Source organism: Helicobacter sp. 23-1046 (genome assembly GCF_053654635.1).
In genome coordinates this window covers 16,487-32,757 of the sequence record NZ_JBSIUS010000002.1, presented here as the reverse complement: position 1 = coordinate 32,757, position 16,271 = coordinate 16,487, and the positions used below count along the sequence as shown (strand labels likewise).

The following is a 16,271-nucleotide window of genomic DNA, read 5'->3' as shown; positions in this document are numbered from 1 at the left end:
GCACTGTTTTTACAAAAACGCACCCAAATTTTAAAAAATTTTTGTTTAAAAAAAGTGAAAGGCTTTTGTGCAAAAAAGAGGAAAAAAGTGGCAAAACACCACAAAAGTTATGAGTTTAAAGCCTTAGGGCACGCATCGCATTGGCAAGCGCGAGCAGTGCTACACCCACATCGCCAAAGACTGCCTCCCAAATCTCAGCCACGCCAAAAAGCCCAAGCACCATAAACGCACCCTTGACAATCAGCGCAAAGGCGATATTTTGATAAATGATAATCTTTGTTTTCTTAGCGATTTGGATAGATTTAAGCAATGTATGAAGCGAACTATTAGTGAGAATCATATCCGCGCTTTGGTGGCTTATATCACTCCCACTGCCCATTGAGATACCCACATCGGCGAGTGCGAGCGTGGGCGCGTCATTGATACCATCGCCCACAAAGGCGACTTTGCCATTTTTGGTGGCATTTTTGAGATTCCTAAATTCGCGCGCCTTATCATCGGGCAAAAGTGAATGCCTAAACTCACAGCCTAGCTTATCCGCCACGACTTTGCAGGGATATTCATTATCCCCACTTAGCATTATACAACCTATCCCAAGTCCCTTAAGCGCACTAATTACGCCCACTGCCTCATCTTTAAGCTCATCAGCAATGATGATATAGCCCACATAACGCTTATCCACGCTAATGTGAATCACGCTCCCCTTAATATGACAAGTATTATGCAAGACATCAAATTTATGTAAAATCGCATCATTGCCCGCGATAATCTCGTGGCTATCGCACACCGCACGCACGCCTAAGCCTGAGAGTTCCTCATACTCGCTCACGCTGTGTTTGTGGGCGAGTTTTTCATATTCTGCTTTGATAGATTGTGCGATTGGGTGATTGGAGAGATTATTCGCACATAGCGCGTAGGAGAGCACCTCATCTTTTGAGAATCCATCGCTAGGGACGACTTCTATGACCTTGAAGATTCCCTTTGTGAGCGTGCCTGTCTTGTCAAAGGCGATTGCTTTGAGCTGACTTAGGGCTTCTAAATAGTTTGAGCCCTTAAGCAATGCGCCATTTTTACTCGTAGCAGCCAATCCACCAAAATACCCGATAGGCACGGACACCACCAATGCGCAAGGACAGCTCACCATAAGCACCACCAAAGCGCGATAAATCCACTCATTAAAGCTCTGCGCGAAAAACAACGGCGGAATGATAGCCACAAGCACGGCAAAAAGCAACATTACAGGCGTATAATAACGCGCAAAAGTAGTGATGAAGCTCTCTGTCTTGGACTTTTGCGCGCTCGCATTAGCGATAAGTTCGCCAATTTTGGCGATTTGACTTTTTTCAAACTCTCTTACAACGCGCAACCTCACAGCCGAACTAAGCGCAATCGCCCCACTTAAAATTTCTCTGCCCGCCACATAATCAACAGGCAAAGATTCTCCGCTCATTGCCGCACAATTAAAGCTCGCTTCCTCGCTTAATAACACACAATCACAGGGCAACATTTCGCCCGCATACAGCACAATTTCATCGCCCACTTCAAGTGTTTGTGGGTCTATGTCAATAGTGTCTTGTGTGGCGTTTTGCACGCATTTGTGCGCGAGAGTGGGCGCGAGATTCGCGCTTTGATTGATAGCGGCTTTTGATTTTTTCACACTGATTTCTTGGAGGTATTCTCCCGCAGAGAAAAACAGCATAATGCTTACCGCCTCTTCGCTCGCTCCAATGCAAAACGCCGCGATTGAGGCGATGAGCATTAGCGTGTTTTCATCAAAAAACTCTTTATTCTTAATGCTTCTAAACGCGCCCTTAAACACATTACGCCCAGCGATAAGATAAATCCCAACCCAAAGAATCATAAGTGCGTTTTCAAAAAATTCCTTTTGTGAATCTTGGAGCAAATCTCCATACAAATAATCCGCACACAAGCTCCCAACGAAAATCACCGCCAACGCGCCAAGCAATGCCAAAGTAGGAGTAAAAAATGTCAGTTTTGGATTGTGATTTTTGAGTGTAGATTCTGTGATTTCTACGCTTGGCTCGAGTTTTTTAATGCCTGCTCGCACCGCGCTTATGTCATCACAATCAATTTCTAAAATATTGGTTGCAAAATGTATCTTAACCTCGCGCACACTTGGAATCTTAGCCAGACTGCCCTCAAGCTTTGCCGCACAATTTGGACAATCAAGATTGTGTATGATAAATTTTTGCATTGCGTGTCCTTGTTGGGGTGTAAATTTATACGCGTTTTAATAAAGAAAAGTAAATATCAAGTAATGCTTCTTAAAAGTTTGAGAGCCTTTTTAGCAAGACTACAAAGCGCGATACCGTCAATCTCTGTAAAAGTGAAAAACTCTGCCTTGTAAGAATCTCGCGTATCAATGCACGCTAAAATACTCCTAGCTTGAGGGAGATTCTCACATTTAATCGCATACACTTCCGCGCTAATGGCATATTTGGTGTAATTATGCTTCAAAGTGCCAATGTGAGTGGGGAGAGGGAAATCACTGGATTTGCTTTTGAGAATCTTGGGATTTGTGGTTTGTGGCAAATTGTATAGCCCAAAATAAAGCGCGCTATCACTTTGACACAGGGCGATATGCGCTTTTTTACCCCGCAAGAAATACACGCCAAACAAATGCAAATGCAGATTCTCTCTTGCACGGGGCTTTTTGTGTGGATAGAGTTGGGGAGAATGTTTGCCTTTACACATTGAGCCAAGCGGACAAATAGCGCATTTTGGCATTTTCACACAAACAAGCGCACCAATATCAAGCAAGGCTTGATTGTATTCAAATGGACTATGCGTGGATACAAGCATATTTGCAAGGGAAAATAATTCCTTTGTGCTCGCCTTTTGGATAGCAAAGAGACGATAAAATACGCGTGCGATATTAGAATCTACAAAGCCCACACTCTCGCCAAAACCAAAACACGCAATCGCACCCGCGCTATACGCGCCAATGCCGGGAAGTTTTTGCAGTTCGTGTGTGTCGCGTGGTAAATTTCCATTATGCTTTTGCACGCATATACGCGCACATTCTTGCATATTTCGCGCCCGCGCGTAATATCCTAATCCCTCCCAAGCCTTTAGCACGCGCTCTTGTGTGGCATTTGCTAAAGATTTAAGCGTTGGAAATTCTTGCAAAAATGGAAAATAATAATGCTCTAAAACCCTTGAAACTTGCGTTTGTTGGAGCATCATTTCACTCACATACACTTCATAGCTTTGCGAACCATCGCGCCTAAAATTTCTCCAAGCTAACTCAATGCGCCCGCACCGCCCATACCATTCAAGCACACAATGCTCAAAGTGCGCGACATTAAAACCTTCTAAATACTTCAAATGTGCTCTTTATGCGCTCTAAACCCACAAATTACGCTTGAGAAAGCAAATCATCGTGCTCAAGAGTGTGAGAATCGCTACTTTTTGGCAGAGACTTTTTGCCTTTGACACCAAGTGCGCTAATACGCTCAACAAAGCTCGTAAGCCCACCGCGCCCATCAAGCTGGGATTGCATTGTATCGATATTGCCTAAGAGGGTTTTTAGATTCTTTTGAATGGCATTAAATGAGCCAAGCACGCCACCAAACTTATCGCAAAACTTGCCAAACTCCTCAAGGGCTTTTTTGACATTTTCATCGCCTTGAATGTGAAGCCAGCTGATTTGAATGGTTTTTAACGCCATAAAAAGCGTATGCGGTGTAGTGAGATAAATTTGCTTCTCATAGGCGTATTGATAGAGACTTGGATTTGCCTGCAGTGCCAAATCTAAAAGGTTATTATAAGGCACAAACAACAGCACATAATCATAAGTGTTTTGTTTGAAGTTCGCATAAGGCTTTTTAGCAAGCTCATCGATTCTCTCTTTGAGATTCCCAGCGATTTGCTCACACACCGCGTTTGTAATCTCGGCGAAGTCAAAATCATTAGGCAGAGAAAACTTCGCATCGATAATAATGCTTTTTTGCTTATCCAAATACACCACCGCATCGGGGATATACTTTTTGCCCTCGATTATAGATTGCTCTTGAAGTTGGTATTGCTCACCTTGCTTTAGCCCACTTTGCTCTAGCACGCTTTTTAGCTGAAGCTCGGCGAAATTTCCGCGAGTTTTTTTATCACCTTTGAGAATCTGAGTGAGCTTATTAGCGTCTTCACGCATACTTTGCGTGTAATCAAACATATTTTTAATGTTTGTCTCTAAGCTCACTTTATTATCACGCAAGCCCTTAGAATACTCCTCCACACTCCGCTGAATGGGCGTAAAAACCTCATCTAAAATCTTTTTAGAATCGTGCTGGATAAATATTTTGTTTTGTTCTAAAAGCGCGTTTGATTGCTTTTGGAGCGCATTATCAAACTCTATTTTAAGCGTAGCAAGGCTGTGTGTAGATTGTTCTTTAAGCGTTTGGTAGAGTGTTTGCGCACTTGAGAGTTGTGCTTTTAGCGCGGCATTTTCCTCTCTTAGGGCAATCATAGCATTCTGGGATTGTGTAGCACGGGATTCAAACTGCGTTATGGAATCTGAGAGTTCGGCATTTTTCCTTGCAAACGCGGAAATTTGGCTTTTTAAATGCGTTACAAAAACCGCAAATCCGCCCACTATCAAAAATATCACACTCACAACAATCCATACATCAATCATCATCATTCCTTATTCAAAGAAAATAAAATCAATGTGGCATTATAATATGCTTTTTTTGGAAAAATTGCATTTTGGGCTTGAACTTTGCTATGAAGATTCTAAGTATTTCGTAGAAAAATTACAAAAATTTTAAAATACATATTGTGTTTTTAATTTTTTATGCCAAAATACCACATTTGAAATTCAACACAAAGGACAACTTATGAGCAAAACAAGCAATCCGCAAACAAGCATATTAGGATTCCCTAGAATCGGGCAAAATAGAGAGCTAAAAAAGGTGTTAGAAGCCTTTTGGGCTGGGAAAGCAAGCGAAAATGAATTACAACAAGTCGCAAAAGACTTACGCGCAAAGCATTGGGGGCTGCAAGCAAATGCCTCTATCATCGCGCCAAGCAACGCAAAAGGCGATTTAAAAGGTGGCACAACCGCGACAAAAGGGCTAGATTTTGTCTGTGTCAATGATTTTAGCTTTTATGACAATGTGTTGGATTTGGCATTCGCACTTGGCGCAAAGCCCGCAAGATTTGCAAATCTCAACGGATTAGAGGGCTACTTCGCCCTAGCACGCGGGCACAAAAGTGGCGTGGCGTGCGAGATGACAAAGTGGTTTAACACCAACTATCACTATGTCGTGCCAGAATTAAGCGAAAATGACAGCTATAAGGCGGATGCAAGCGGGATTATCGCGCAGTATAAAGAGGCAAAATCGCTAGGACATACGCCCAAAATTAGCCTTATTGGGCTTTTTACATTATTTGCGTTGAGTAAAATCCAAAGTGGCGACTCTCACGCGATTTTCAAAAAGCTAAAAGGCGCGTATTTGGATTTAATCGATGAAATTGTCGCGGGACTAAGGGCTCTAGATTCTGAAATCATCATCGAATTTAGCGAGCCTATCTTTGTGCGCGGGTTTGATGAGCAAATCTTTGGGTTAGAATGCGGTAAAGGCGGGAGTGCGATTAAGTGCATTTATGATTCTATCAGCGATAAGGGCGTTAAAGCGATTGTAAGCACATTTTTTGAGCATAGCAACGAACTCACCGAGATTTTGCTTGATACCAAAATCTATGGAATCGGGTTAGATTTTCTCACGGGGAGCAAAAATTTTGACGCACTAGAGTCAATAGCTAAAAGCGATAAGGTGCTTTTTGCTGGGGTCATCGATGGGCGCAATATTTGGGTGGCAAATTTGGAATCTAAACTTGCTTTGCTCGAACAAATCGCGCAAAAAATCCCAAAAGAGCGAATCGTAGTGGCGAGCTCTTGCTCACTGCTTCATACGCCTTTTAGCAAACAAGGCGAAGAAAGTGGCAAGATTCCTAGCGAAATCCTCTCTTGGCTTAGCTTTGCGGAGGAAAAACTAAGCGAAATCGTGCTCTTAAATGCGGTGTTTAGAAATGGCATTACAGAAGAGACAAAATCCGCGTGGGAGCAAAACAAAGAGGCAAATCTCTCCAGAGCAAAATCTACACTCACAAATAATCCAAAAATCCGCGAGCGCGTAGCGGGGGTGAGCAAAAAAGAGCGCGATTTAAAATTTAAAGAGCGCATTAAGATTCAAAGAGAAATTTTAGGCTATCCAAATCTTGCCACCACCACCATCGGGAGCTTCCCGCAAACGCCTGAACTCCGCGCATTGCGACTAGGGTATAAAAAAGGCGAGATGAGCCAAAGCGACTATGAAAAGGGCATAAAAGAATATATCATTGATTGCGTGCAATTCCAAGAGGAAGTGGGGCTAGATGTGCTTGTGCACGGCGAGCCAGAGCGCAACGATATGGTGGAGTATTTTGGCGAGCAAATGGAGGGCTTTGTTTTCTCTAAAAATGCGTGGGTGCAAAGCTATGGCTCTCGCTGTGTGAAGCCCCCAATCATCTATGGCGATGTGAGTCGCCCAAAGGCTATGACGGTAGAGTGGATAACCTACGCCCAAAGCCTCACAAGCAAGATAATGAAAGGAATGCTGACAGGTCCTGTAACGATTCTAAATTGGAGCTTTGTGCGTGATGATTTAGCGCGTGAAGCGGTGTGTAAGCAAATCGCGCTAGGCATCGCTGATGAAATCAACGACTTGCAAAACGCAGGCGTGAAAATAATCCAAGTCGATGAAGCGGCGTTTAAAGAGGGTTATCCATTGCGCGCTGAGAATATCAAAGAATATGAGCGATGGGCGTTAGAATCCTTTAAAATCTCCACCGCAGTGGCAAAAAACGAAACGCAGATTCACACGCATATGTGTTATAGCGAGTTTAACGACATTATTAAGACAATCGAGGCGTTGGACGCTGATGTGATAAGCATTGAAACAGCGCGAAGTGGCAATGAGTTGCTCAAAGTCTTTAAAAGCGTGGGCTATGCAAACGAAGTGGGACCGGGCGTGTATGACATTCATAGTCCTAGAATCCCTAGCGTAGAGGAAATCGTGGTGCAAATCAAAGCATTGCTCGAAGTGCTCCCACAAGAACAACTATGGATAAACCCAGACTGCGGACTAAAAACACGCAAATGGGAGGAAGTAAAGCCCAGCTTAAAAAATATGGTAGAGGCGGTGAGAGTCGTTAGGCAATCGTAAGTGTTTTGCGTGGTAGCAATTTGTATTTGGGTAATCATTGCAGAGATTTGGCATTTTCCCACAAGGCACGCACGAGCAGTGCGCTAACCTTGTGTCAAAATGCCAAAAACTCCGCAAGCACCACCGCAACTACTTCGATTGCGCTAACACGAATCTAAAATATTTCGTCATTGCGAGAGAATCCGTAAGGATTCTCGTGGCAATCTAAGCGTTTTGTCATACTTAAGCGAAGTATCCAAAATCAACCGCGGATATAAATTCCCCCTCCCTTGCGGAGGGGGCTAGGGGGTGGGTTTCGTCATTGCGAGCGAGCGTGGCAATCCATAAATTGTCATACTGAGGGAGTGCGTAAGCCACGACCGAAGTATCTCAAAAATAATTTCGCATTTTTAAAATGTGCAACCATATTAAAAAACACAAAAGGACAGATTATAAGACGAGCTGAATTTGAATGCGATGATATGGATTTACTCAAACGCCACTTTGATGAAATCCCTTTTGGAGTGCTGATTGTGCCTGATTTGGAGGCGGATTTGCCTTATGCCATACCGCTTAGTTTTTGCTATTTGAGCGATTTTGCGCCAAATGGTGCAATCGGCATTCACGGCGCAAAAGCGGGGCGCAAATTTAGACTGCTAAAAAACAATCCAAAAGTAAGTTTTAGCGTAGCAAAGCCCTACGCCTACATAGGCTCGGAGTTTTTGGGTGGAGCGATGATACCTACGCAGTTTTTCTTCTCCGTGCTTGTGGTGGGGAGATTTCGCGTGGTGGAGGATTTGGCAGATAAACGCGCTATTTTACGCGCACTTGTGGCAAAATATGAGCCACAAAGTGAAAATTTTAGCTTTAGCAAAGAAGCATTTATGGGAAGTGAAAGGGGCGTGTTTGTGGGAATTATAGAGATAAAATCCATAAGCATAAAAGCAAAATTTGGGCAAAATCTCAAACACAGCGAGTTTGAATCAATTTTGAGCGATTTGCAAACCCGCGCCAAATCGCACACCCAAAATAGCGACATTGATAGCCAAACTATCGCGCTAATGAGACAATTTAGGCAAAACCACAAAGAGGCACAATGAATACGCAAATTAAGAATCTAATCGATAAAATCCACACTCAAAAGGCGTTTTTGAGCTTTGAGCTAACACCTCCGCTAAGCGCGGATACAAGCGAATTTATCACCACAATCAAATCCGCGCTTGCACAAAACGCGCTTAGTGAGAATCTAGATTCCCAAAAAATGCCAACGCTAGGCGAGGCAATCGATGCGTTTGTCTGCACAGATTCTCCGCTGGCACGCTTTAAGCCTAGCTCGATTTTAAGCTCCATAAAGCTCCAAAACGCATTACAAAAACCCCTTATTTGCACGCTTTCAATGCGAGATAGAAACTCAATCGCGCTGTGCGGGGAGATTCTCGGGGCAAATGAATTTGATTTGCGTGCGTTTTTAGCCCTCACAGGCGACCCCATAAAGCTGGGCGATTGCGCGGAATCTAAGGGCGTGTTTGAGGAAAATTCGCTCAAACTCACGCGAATAATCGCGGATTTAAATTCTGGAATCGCGATAAATGGTAAGCCTCTAATCACGCGTCCACGCGAAATCTTTGCCTTTAGCACGATAAATTCTTACGCCAACAACCCCGCCTCGCTCAAAACCAAACTTAAACGCAAGCTGACAAATGCGCCAATTTGCGCGTTTTTCACGCAACCTATCTTTGCTAAGCAATCTGCGGAGTTTTTGCTAGAGGCGTTAGAGGAGGCAAAATGCGAGATTATCAATAATGCTAATAAAAAGCGTGAGGAGGCTTCTAGCCAACATTTGACACAGGAATCTAACCAAAATCTACCCCAAGAGTGCGCCCAAAACTTCGCAAATACCAATCAAAACACCCAAATCATTTTTGGCTTTTTCCCCGTGCTTAGCTACCGCGTGGCAGTGTTTTTGCGCGATAAATTGCCCGGGGTGTATATCCCCAAAGATTGGCTAGAGAGGCTAGAATCTGCGAGCGCAAAAGGCAAGGAATACGAGAGAAAAATCGGGCTTGAGCTCTCGCGCAAAGTATGGGAAGATTTACGCACACTCCACCCCAAAATCCACTTTATGAGTAGCAATAATATCGCGCTTTTAGGGGAGTTTGTGTAGAATCTACATTCAAAAACAACCCTATAAACCTACCAACTCCTTGCTTTTAATCCTATCCCCAAACGATGAGAGCGCACTCTGTATTCATACAAATTGTCCCCATATCCATAAAAATACTGCACATAGAGTGCGACAAAATCATTTATCCCAAGCGAATAGCCCACACGCACACTAGGATAATATCTCCCAAAATCCGCAAATATGGGGGTAAAATCTACCTCGCTCTTATGTCGCCCATTCACATAATATAAACGCAAACTCCCATAACCCATATATCTATGTAGTTGTGGAGTGTCTTTGCGCCCTGAGATAAAGGGCCACGCTTTGATATGCACGCCAAAGCCCTTTGCTACGCCTCCTGCCTCCCAAATTCCCTCTAACATAATGCGATTGGCAGCCGAGCGCGAGAGACAATTCGCAGGCACAGGTGTGCTAAAACTTTGTCGATAGCATTCTTCCCCACCAATTCCATTGCTATAATGCAAAAGTCCAAGTCGTAACTCAAGCGAAGAATCCCCCAAAAATTCCCAACTTGCAGGATAGGAGTAAAAAATACTTGGTTTATAATCTGTGTCGCGCACGGGACTAGAATACTCGAAGTTAAACCACTGAAACCACATCGTCTGGGTATAACCAAAAAAAAGTGTCCCCTTACTCCAAAACGCTCCACGCCACAGCGGGAGTTTCGCGCTTAGTTGGAATTTGAGTTCATTTTGCTCTAAAAATGGACGCAAAGAATCTTTAACGGGAGTAAAGCTGTGATAAAACAAAAAATAAGTGCCCTCGTGCTCAAGTATTTTTAAATAATTTCGGTAGCTTTCTTGGGCTTGCATAGCGCGGGATTTTTGGATAGGTTGTGGGGCTTGTGGCAAACTCAATGAAGTGTCCGTATCTGCAATAGGAGTAATGTCATCTTGTGAAAATACCACACCAAAGCACAGCATCATTACCCAACAAATAGAACGCAACCCCACACCTCCCCTAAAAAACGCTTAAAGAGGGAATCATAGCATATTTTTGTGTTTTTAGAGTATAATACCGCTTTTAGAATCAACTCTGTAAAATGGTAAGGAGAAGCAATGATAAGGCGGTTAGGTATTTTTATGGCATTGGTGGGTGTGTTTGCACTTGGGGCAGCAGATGCGACTATTGAAATTGTGAAAAGCTCCACAAAACTTCCCAATGTCTCGGTGGAACATATAGCGGACAATAAGGAATATGGTGAGAAAGTGGTCGCACAGCTCATCGGTGATTTAAAGGTAAGCAACCACTTCCAAGCACTTAAAGCAAGCGAACCAAAAAAATCCCCCGACTTTGAATCTTACAAAGCAAGGCGAATTGACCTCATCGCACAAGTAAGTATCACCAAATCAAGCAACAATGTAAGCGGTAATTTGGTTGTCTATGATGTGAATAAAAAAACTTTGGTTATTGACAAGCAATACGCACAAATCCCACTCAAACAATATCCCTTTATCGCGCACAAAATGTGTATCGATATGAATGCCTATATCAAAGCCCCAAATATTGATTGGATGCTTGAGCCCGTGCTCCTCTCTAAATATACCTCTTCGGGCAACACCACCATTGCTCTTGCAGACTACACGCTAAGCTATCAAAATGATATTATCAAGGGCGGAATGAATATCTTTCCAAAATGGGGCGATAGAAACAAGAGCTTTTTTTACTACACCAAATACATCAACAAAAAGCCTACGATTGTGCGCTATGATTTAAACACAGGGGTTTCACAAGGACTTGTAAGCAGTGATGGAATGGCGGTAGTCAGTGATGTGAGCACCGATGGCAAGAAGATTCTAATGACGCTCACTCCTGCAGATAACGCCGCAGATATTTTTCTCTATGATGTGGCTTCGCGCTCCTTGCGTAAAATCACAGGGTTTTCTGGTATCGATGTGGGTGGGAAATTTATCAACAACAACACAAAAGTAGCGTTTATCTCCGATAGACTTGGCTATCCTAATGTCTTTGCCACAGGGATTGATGGTGGTAATGTCGAGCAAGTCGTCTTTCACGGGCGCAATAATAGTGCTATCACTACGCACGACCAATATATCGCCTACACGAGCAGAGAGACAAACAACGAATTTGGACAAAACACTTTTAACATTTACCTTATTTCCACTAAAAGCGACTACATTCGCCGACTTACAGAAAATGGCAGAAACCAAATGCCTAGCTTCTCAAAAGATGGCAAGAATCTAATGTTTATCAAATACACGCCCACACAAAGCGCACTTGGAATCATTCGTCTTGACTACAATAGTAGCTATTTTTTCTCCCTGCCAAAGGTAAAAATTCAGGCTTATGATTGGTAATATATGCTAACTATTGACATATAAACTTTTAGAGACTATAATTTTACGCACTGCCAAAATCTAAGCATTATAGGGCAGATTCCAAACTTTAAATATCAGGAGGATTTTGCTATGAAAAAAGCATTGTTCGTAGGATTATGTGCGATAGGGATTTTCGCTGGTTGTGGCGGAGATAGCGCGAGTGTAAGCGGTGGTGGTGAAGGTGCGACAGGCGCACAAGAACCATTTACAGATACTTCTGGTGCTGCGGGTGAAATCGCTAAACTTTCACACATTCTTTTTAAATTTGACAAATACGATGTGCAAAGCTCTATGAATGAAAGGGTGAATGTCGCTGCAGAGCTTATCAAGCAATCAGGTGCTAAAGTCGTGCTAGAGGGCAATACAGACTCCTTTGGAAGCGATGAGTATAACTTCGCACTTGGCAAAAAGCGTGCAGATTCTGTGAAAAAAGCATTGGTTACACGCGGTGTAGATTCTTCAAGTCTCTCAACCGTAACTTATGGCGAAAGCAATCCAATCTGCCAAGAGCAAACAGAGGAATGCTACCAAGCAAATCGCCGCGTAGAGTTCAAAGTAGCCCAATAATCGCTCTAGCATTCAAGGGCAAATTAGGCGGGTGGTATGGCGAGGTTGCTTGTTGCGTTGCTATGTGGCGTGAGTGCTCTTATATGCGCACCGATGAAAGAGCCATCAGCCTTCGATAAGCAAAGTGGAGCAACCCGCAAAGACCTCTCCACACTTCAATCCAACACCCAAACCCTCTTAAATCTTGCCACCCAGCTAAAAAGCCAGCAAGATGAGCTCTCTCGCTCACAAGAGGGACTACAAAGCCTCTATGAATCTCAAGCGCAAAATATCCAAGCCACCATTAACAAATCAAATGCCAACGAGGAGCATATACAGCGATTGCAAAATGAGCTTGATTCTCTCAAGCAAACAATAGAATCTAACAAAAATACCTTACAACAGCTTGATTCCAAACTTAAGCAACTCCAAGTCCTTATGCTTGAAATGCAACAAGGCATTCTCAAAGAGCTTGAAAAAATAGCAAAAAAACAATAACCGCTCCACATTGCTTAGTCTTTGCGCTTAGGTGGGTTGTGTTATGGGTTTGTTTGCTAGCGAGAATTAGGGCGTTTGTATATTATTAGCGATTCTCGACAATCGCTTTGGTGGCGTTTATGCGCTTTTGATTCCACAACACTACGGATTTTATCACTTCTTTTTGCACCGCACTAATGAAAGTTTCCATAAAATCAAAGGCGATTTGGTTATTTTGATTCACGGGTAAAGGGATTTTTTCAGCTCTTAAACGAGAATCGTTAATTTCTTTTGCAAATTCATATTTTGGTTTTGTAAGTTTTTCAAAAATTGTGCTTAAAAACAAAGCAATATAGCGATTTAACTCTTTATCTTTCGTCCAAATAATCATACAATGGTCTGACGAAACAAATTTATATGGGTGATAAAAACAACTTCCCACACTTCCGCTATTTGCTAATGACAATTTATTTTCATAAATTGTCATATAATCAGGCGGGGATACATAATTATCTATGCCATTATTTAAGGCTGTTGATGAAATATAGGGGATTTCGCCTTTTGTATGGTCTGCTTTTTTATACCTTGTGCCCCGCTCATATACAAAGGCTTTGTCAAAATCAAATTCGCGCCATTGGAGATTCAAAGCGTCATTGCGGGGATTTACCCACCCCCTAGCCCCACTCGTGCTACGGGAGGGGGAATTTACATTGTCATATTGAGGCTGTGAAAAAGCCGAAATATCTCTATCGCTGTTTTTGTGAGATACTTCGCTACGCTCAGTATGACAAAAAGTCGTGTGGATTGCCACGCTCGCTTCGCTTGCTCGCAATGACGAGGCAAAAATCGCTAATGCCTCTCTCTCTTGTGCGTTTAACTCATAGTCGTTTAGTCCCGTAACCTCTAAATATGCTTCTAGCTCTTGTATTCTTTCTACCTCCATTTCGTTAATTCGCTCCGCTTCTAGCTCTTTTATATACGATTCCATAAAATCAAAGGCGATTTGGTTGCTTTGTGTGGGGAGTGAAATTTTATGGTTTTTTATATCATCTAATTTATAACCGCCTTGTTGTCCATTATAACGAGAAACAAAGCATTGAATATTTGCAATAAAAAAATATGCAATTTTTTCATTCCATTTTTGAATTTTTGGTGTTAATTTGTTTATATTCTGCGAACAATAATAAGGTTGTTTTTGATACTTTACATATTTATAATTTCCTATAACAGTGGCTGTTATAGTGTTTTTATCGTTTGGTTCAAAAGTTTGTTTTACAATTTTGCCCTTAACGCCATTATTTTCATTAACTCTTCCTACAAAATTTATACCCTCATTAATAAAATCTATTTTATTTTCATCTAATGATGTAGTGCCACTTACTTCAAACAAATCTCCGATTCTAAATTCCTCCCATTTGCCACCTTGTGCGATAAAGTCTGCTTCAAGATTTGTAAGATTCACACTTATTTGAGTTACGCTAAAGACAATCCTTTTTTAAGACATTTGAGACTTCCCACGCGAGATATTCGCTCACACATTTTTTGAAGTCTTGCAAACTAGGCTTAGAATCCACCTTTTTATGCTGGTCGAAATTCCAATCCGCCCCGCTGTCGTTTATAAAATCCTCGATATAGATTTCGTTAAGATTCCATAGCGCAGAATCCACTTTGGCATTTTTCCCTGCCTTGTAGATTTTGATGATGTCAGTGTAGCGCGTTGTGGGATTATCCACTTCTTGCAAACCTCGTTTGGTGCGCTTATAGCCGTCATTGCGAAAGTCGATAAATTTCACGGGCTTGTCATAATCGTGCGGGATTCCTGCCTCAAAGATATACACACTCGTTTGCACACCTGCCATTGGTTGAAATAAATCAAGTGGCATTTTGATACTTGCTAAAAGCGTGTTGCGTGATAAAATCTCTTTGTTGCTTTTTATTGCCTTGCCACTTCCTGCGCTATCTTGGATAATGATTGCGCCTAAGCCTTGCTTCATATTTTTAAGCCCAAAGGCGATGAATGGCATTCCATTTTCCTCCCAAGTAAAGGGCGGGTTTAGCAAAATCTTTGTGGCGTTGAATTTATCATAGATGCTTACGCCACTCTCATCTTTGCTATCGGTCTCAAAGGTGTTTGCCTTGTGAATCTGGCTAGAGCCATCGCCTCGCAAAATCATATTTGTGGTAGCTAGGGTAAACATTTCGGCGTTATATTCTACGCCTAGCAGTTGGGATTTTTTGAGTGTGATTATGCGCTTCTTTGCCTCTGCTGTGTCTTTGCCGTATTTGGCGTTTATGGAATCTATCATTAGCTCCATAGCTGAGATGAGAAAGCCTGCCGAGCCTGTGGCTAAATCCATAACGCTATCGTTTTCGCTAATGTTTAGGATTTGCACCATCATTTTGGTAATATAAGGCGGGGTAAGGACAATCCCTAACTCTTTGCCATCGCCTAATGCGTATTTTAAAAACTCGCTATACATTTCACCCATAATGTCTAAATGCCCGCTAATGCCGTCAATCTCGCTATAAATATGCTCATAAATGTAGGCAAAAATTTGCTTGTTGATAGAACTTGGGCTTTGGAGCAAGTGCGCGACTTTTGCGTCATTTGGATTTTTCTTTTCCCCTGCTTTGTGGGTGTAGGTTTTGGGGATTTTGTTTCTATCGGGGTCTTTTTTGATTTCTCTAAATGAATCAAGCATAAGGGCAAGTTTTTTGCTGTCTTTGATTTTGGTTTTGAGAAAATTTTGGATTTGGGCGTAGATTAAATCCCCATCGCTTTTGTTGGATTCTTGGCTGCCTTGCAAATCATCGATACTAAGCCCGTTTATAAGCGCACCTAGCTCTGTGTCATAAGTCTTTTGCATTGAGAGAATCATACCCGAAACATAGAGCACACGCTGGGGTGCGGTAATGTTGTGATTGTGCATAAGTTCGTTTAGATTTTTATTATGCTCACTTAAAAGGGCTTTACCTTGTGCTAAAAGATTGTGTTTGTCAGATTCTGTAAGTGTGGCGTTTTGATAAAATGCTTCAAATGCGCTTTGGGATTGCAAAAAATCTAATGAGTGAATTTTCGTATCTTTGTAGGCAAGTGATGAGCTACCAAAGACATAATACACGGCGATTGCCACTTCATCGCTAGAATCTCCGCTTATGGCAATGGCAATGGCTTCTTTGTATTTTTCGCTTGAAATGATGGCGCGAGCATAATGCAATGCGCCATTGAGTGCGCATTGGGCGACATTATTTTGGTTAAAACTAATCGTGCCATCTTTGTCAAATTTTACAAGTTTGTCGCGTTTTAGCTTGGATTCAATCACAACGGGGATAACGGCGTTGTGGATTTTGTATTTCTCACAAGTAAAATCAGGTCTGCCTATGCCTGATTTTTTAATCGTTTTGCTTGCGCCTTTTAGGGCGTCCTCTAAATATTCTGTGGGTTTTTTCTCGTTGTAATCGACATTTTTGACTAAGCCTAAATCCTCAAAAATCGCCTTTACATAGTCATCGACATCGTTT

13 protein-coding genes are annotated in these 16,271 nt (G+C 42.3%); 7 read left to right on the top strand and 6 right to left on the bottom strand.

The genetic code is table 11. From position 1 onward, the window contains the following. Positions 1-115: 115 nt before the first annotated feature. The 3 genes from ACWIUJ_RS06520 to ACWIUJ_RS06510 are packed head-to-tail and all read right to left on the bottom strand — an operon-like array spanning position 116 to position 4,651. Positions 116-2,215 carry a heavy metal translocating P-type ATPase gene (locus tag ACWIUJ_RS06520; protein WP_454169783.1) on the bottom strand — a complete coding sequence of 700 codons (2,100 nt, stop codon included), beginning with the start codon at positions 2,213-2,215 and terminating at the stop codon, positions 116-118. 56 nt (positions 2,216-2,271) lie between these two features. Then, on the bottom strand, positions 2,272-3,348 hold the full coding sequence (locus tag ACWIUJ_RS06515) for an A/G-specific adenine glycosylase (RefSeq protein ID WP_454169781.1): 1,077 nt from the start codon (positions 3,346-3,348) through the stop codon (positions 2,272-2,274). 31 nt (positions 3,349-3,379) lie between these two features. Beyond that, a complete protein-coding gene (locus tag ACWIUJ_RS06510; protein WP_454150323.1) occupies positions 3,380-4,651 on the bottom strand; it encodes a DNA recombination protein RmuC in 1,272 nt (423 codons plus the stop codon). Positions 4,652-4,853: 202 nt separating this feature from the next. On the opposite strand from ACWIUJ_RS06510, the gene metE reads away from it, so the two are divergent. From metE to ACWIUJ_RS06490, 4 genes are all read left to right on the top strand, one after another. Next, positions 4,854-7,223, top strand: coding sequence for a 5-methyltetrahydropteroyltriglutamate--homocysteine S-methyltransferase (gene metE, locus ACWIUJ_RS06505; protein WP_454169779.1), 2,370 nt, complete (start codon positions 4,854-4,856; stop codon positions 7,221-7,223). 37 nt (positions 7,224-7,260) lie between these two features. Next, entirely contained in the window at positions 7,261-7,431 is a 171-nt protein-coding gene (locus tag ACWIUJ_RS06500; protein WP_454169778.1) for a hypothetical protein, read from the top strand. A 61-nt stretch (positions 7,432-7,492) separates the two neighbouring features. Next, a complete protein-coding gene (locus ACWIUJ_RS06495; RefSeq protein WP_454169776.1) occupies positions 7,493-8,302 on the top strand; it encodes a pyridoxamine 5'-phosphate oxidase family protein in 810 nt (269 codons plus the stop codon). Next, the gene (locus ACWIUJ_RS06490; RefSeq protein WP_454169774.1) at positions 8,299-9,366 is read left to right on the top strand and encodes a methylenetetrahydrofolate reductase; all 1,068 of its coding nucleotides are present in this window, start codon (positions 8,299-8,301) and stop codon (positions 9,364-9,366) included. Before ACWIUJ_RS06495 ends, ACWIUJ_RS06490 begins: the two co-directional genes overlap by 4 nt. Before the next feature lie 29 nt (positions 9,367-9,395). On the opposite strand, the gene ACWIUJ_RS06485 is transcribed toward ACWIUJ_RS06490, so the two are convergent. After that, positions 9,396-10,340 (bottom strand): phospholipase A, encoded by a 945-nt coding sequence (locus ACWIUJ_RS06485; RefSeq protein ID WP_454169772.1) that lies wholly within the window; start codon positions 10,338-10,340, stop codon positions 9,396-9,398. A 105-nt stretch (positions 10,341-10,445) separates the two neighbouring features. On the opposite strand from ACWIUJ_RS06485, the gene tolB reads away from it, so the two are divergent. From tolB to ACWIUJ_RS06470, 3 genes are all read left to right on the top strand, one after another. Next, entirely contained in the window at positions 10,446-11,705 is a 1,260-nt protein-coding gene (gene tolB, locus ACWIUJ_RS06480) for a Tol-Pal system protein TolB (protein WP_454169770.1), read from the top strand. Between the two features lie 111 nt (positions 11,706-11,816). Beyond that, the gene (locus ACWIUJ_RS06475; protein WP_454169768.1) at positions 11,817-12,293 is read left to right on the top strand and encodes an OmpA family protein; all 477 of its coding nucleotides are present in this window, start codon (positions 11,817-11,819) and stop codon (positions 12,291-12,293) included. Between the two features lie 36 nt (positions 12,294-12,329). After that, complete coding sequence (locus ACWIUJ_RS06470; protein WP_454169766.1) at positions 12,330-12,770, top strand: hypothetical protein; 441 nt, start codon at positions 12,330-12,332, stop codon at positions 12,768-12,770. A gap of 85 nt (positions 12,771-12,855) precedes the next feature. Here the strand turns inward: ACWIUJ_RS06470 and ACWIUJ_RS06465 are convergent, their stop codons facing one another. Continuing rightward, positions 12,856-14,211, bottom strand: a complete 1,356-nt coding sequence (locus ACWIUJ_RS06465; protein WP_454169764.1) for a restriction endonuclease subunit S — start codon at positions 14,209-14,211, stop codon at positions 12,856-12,858. Positions 14,212-14,227: 16 nt separating this feature from the next. Then, entirely contained in the window at positions 14,228-16,243 is a 2,016-nt protein-coding gene (locus tag ACWIUJ_RS06460) for an HsdM family class I SAM-dependent methyltransferase (RefSeq protein WP_454170030.1), read from the bottom strand. Positions 16,244-16,271: the final 28 nt, after the last annotated feature.

Excerpts from the sequence above, each read along its gene's own strand:
- tolB (WP_454169770.1), top strand. The coding sequence starts at position 10,446 with ATGATAAGGCGGTTAGGTATTTTTATGGCATTGGTGGGTGTGTTTGCA.
- ACWIUJ_RS06490 (WP_454169774.1), top strand. The coding sequence starts at position 8,299 with ATGAATACGCAAATTAAGAATCTAATCGATAAAATCCACACTCAAAAG.
- ACWIUJ_RS06470 (WP_454169766.1), top strand. The coding sequence starts at position 12,330 with ATGGCGAGGTTGCTTGTTGCGTTGCTATGTGGCGTGAGTGCTCTTATA.
- ACWIUJ_RS06520 (WP_454169783.1), bottom strand. The coding sequence starts at position 2,215 with ATGCAAAAATTTATCATACACAATCTTGATTGTCCAAATTGTGCGGCA.
- metE (WP_454169779.1), top strand. The coding sequence starts at position 4,854 with ATGAGCAAAACAAGCAATCCGCAAACAAGCATATTAGGATTCCCTAGA.
- ACWIUJ_RS06510 (WP_454150323.1), bottom strand. The coding sequence starts at position 4,651 with ATGATTGATGTATGGATTGTTGTGAGTGTGATATTTTTGATAGTGGGC.
- ACWIUJ_RS06475 (WP_454169768.1), top strand. The coding sequence starts at position 11,817 with ATGAAAAAAGCATTGTTCGTAGGATTATGTGCGATAGGGATTTTCGCT.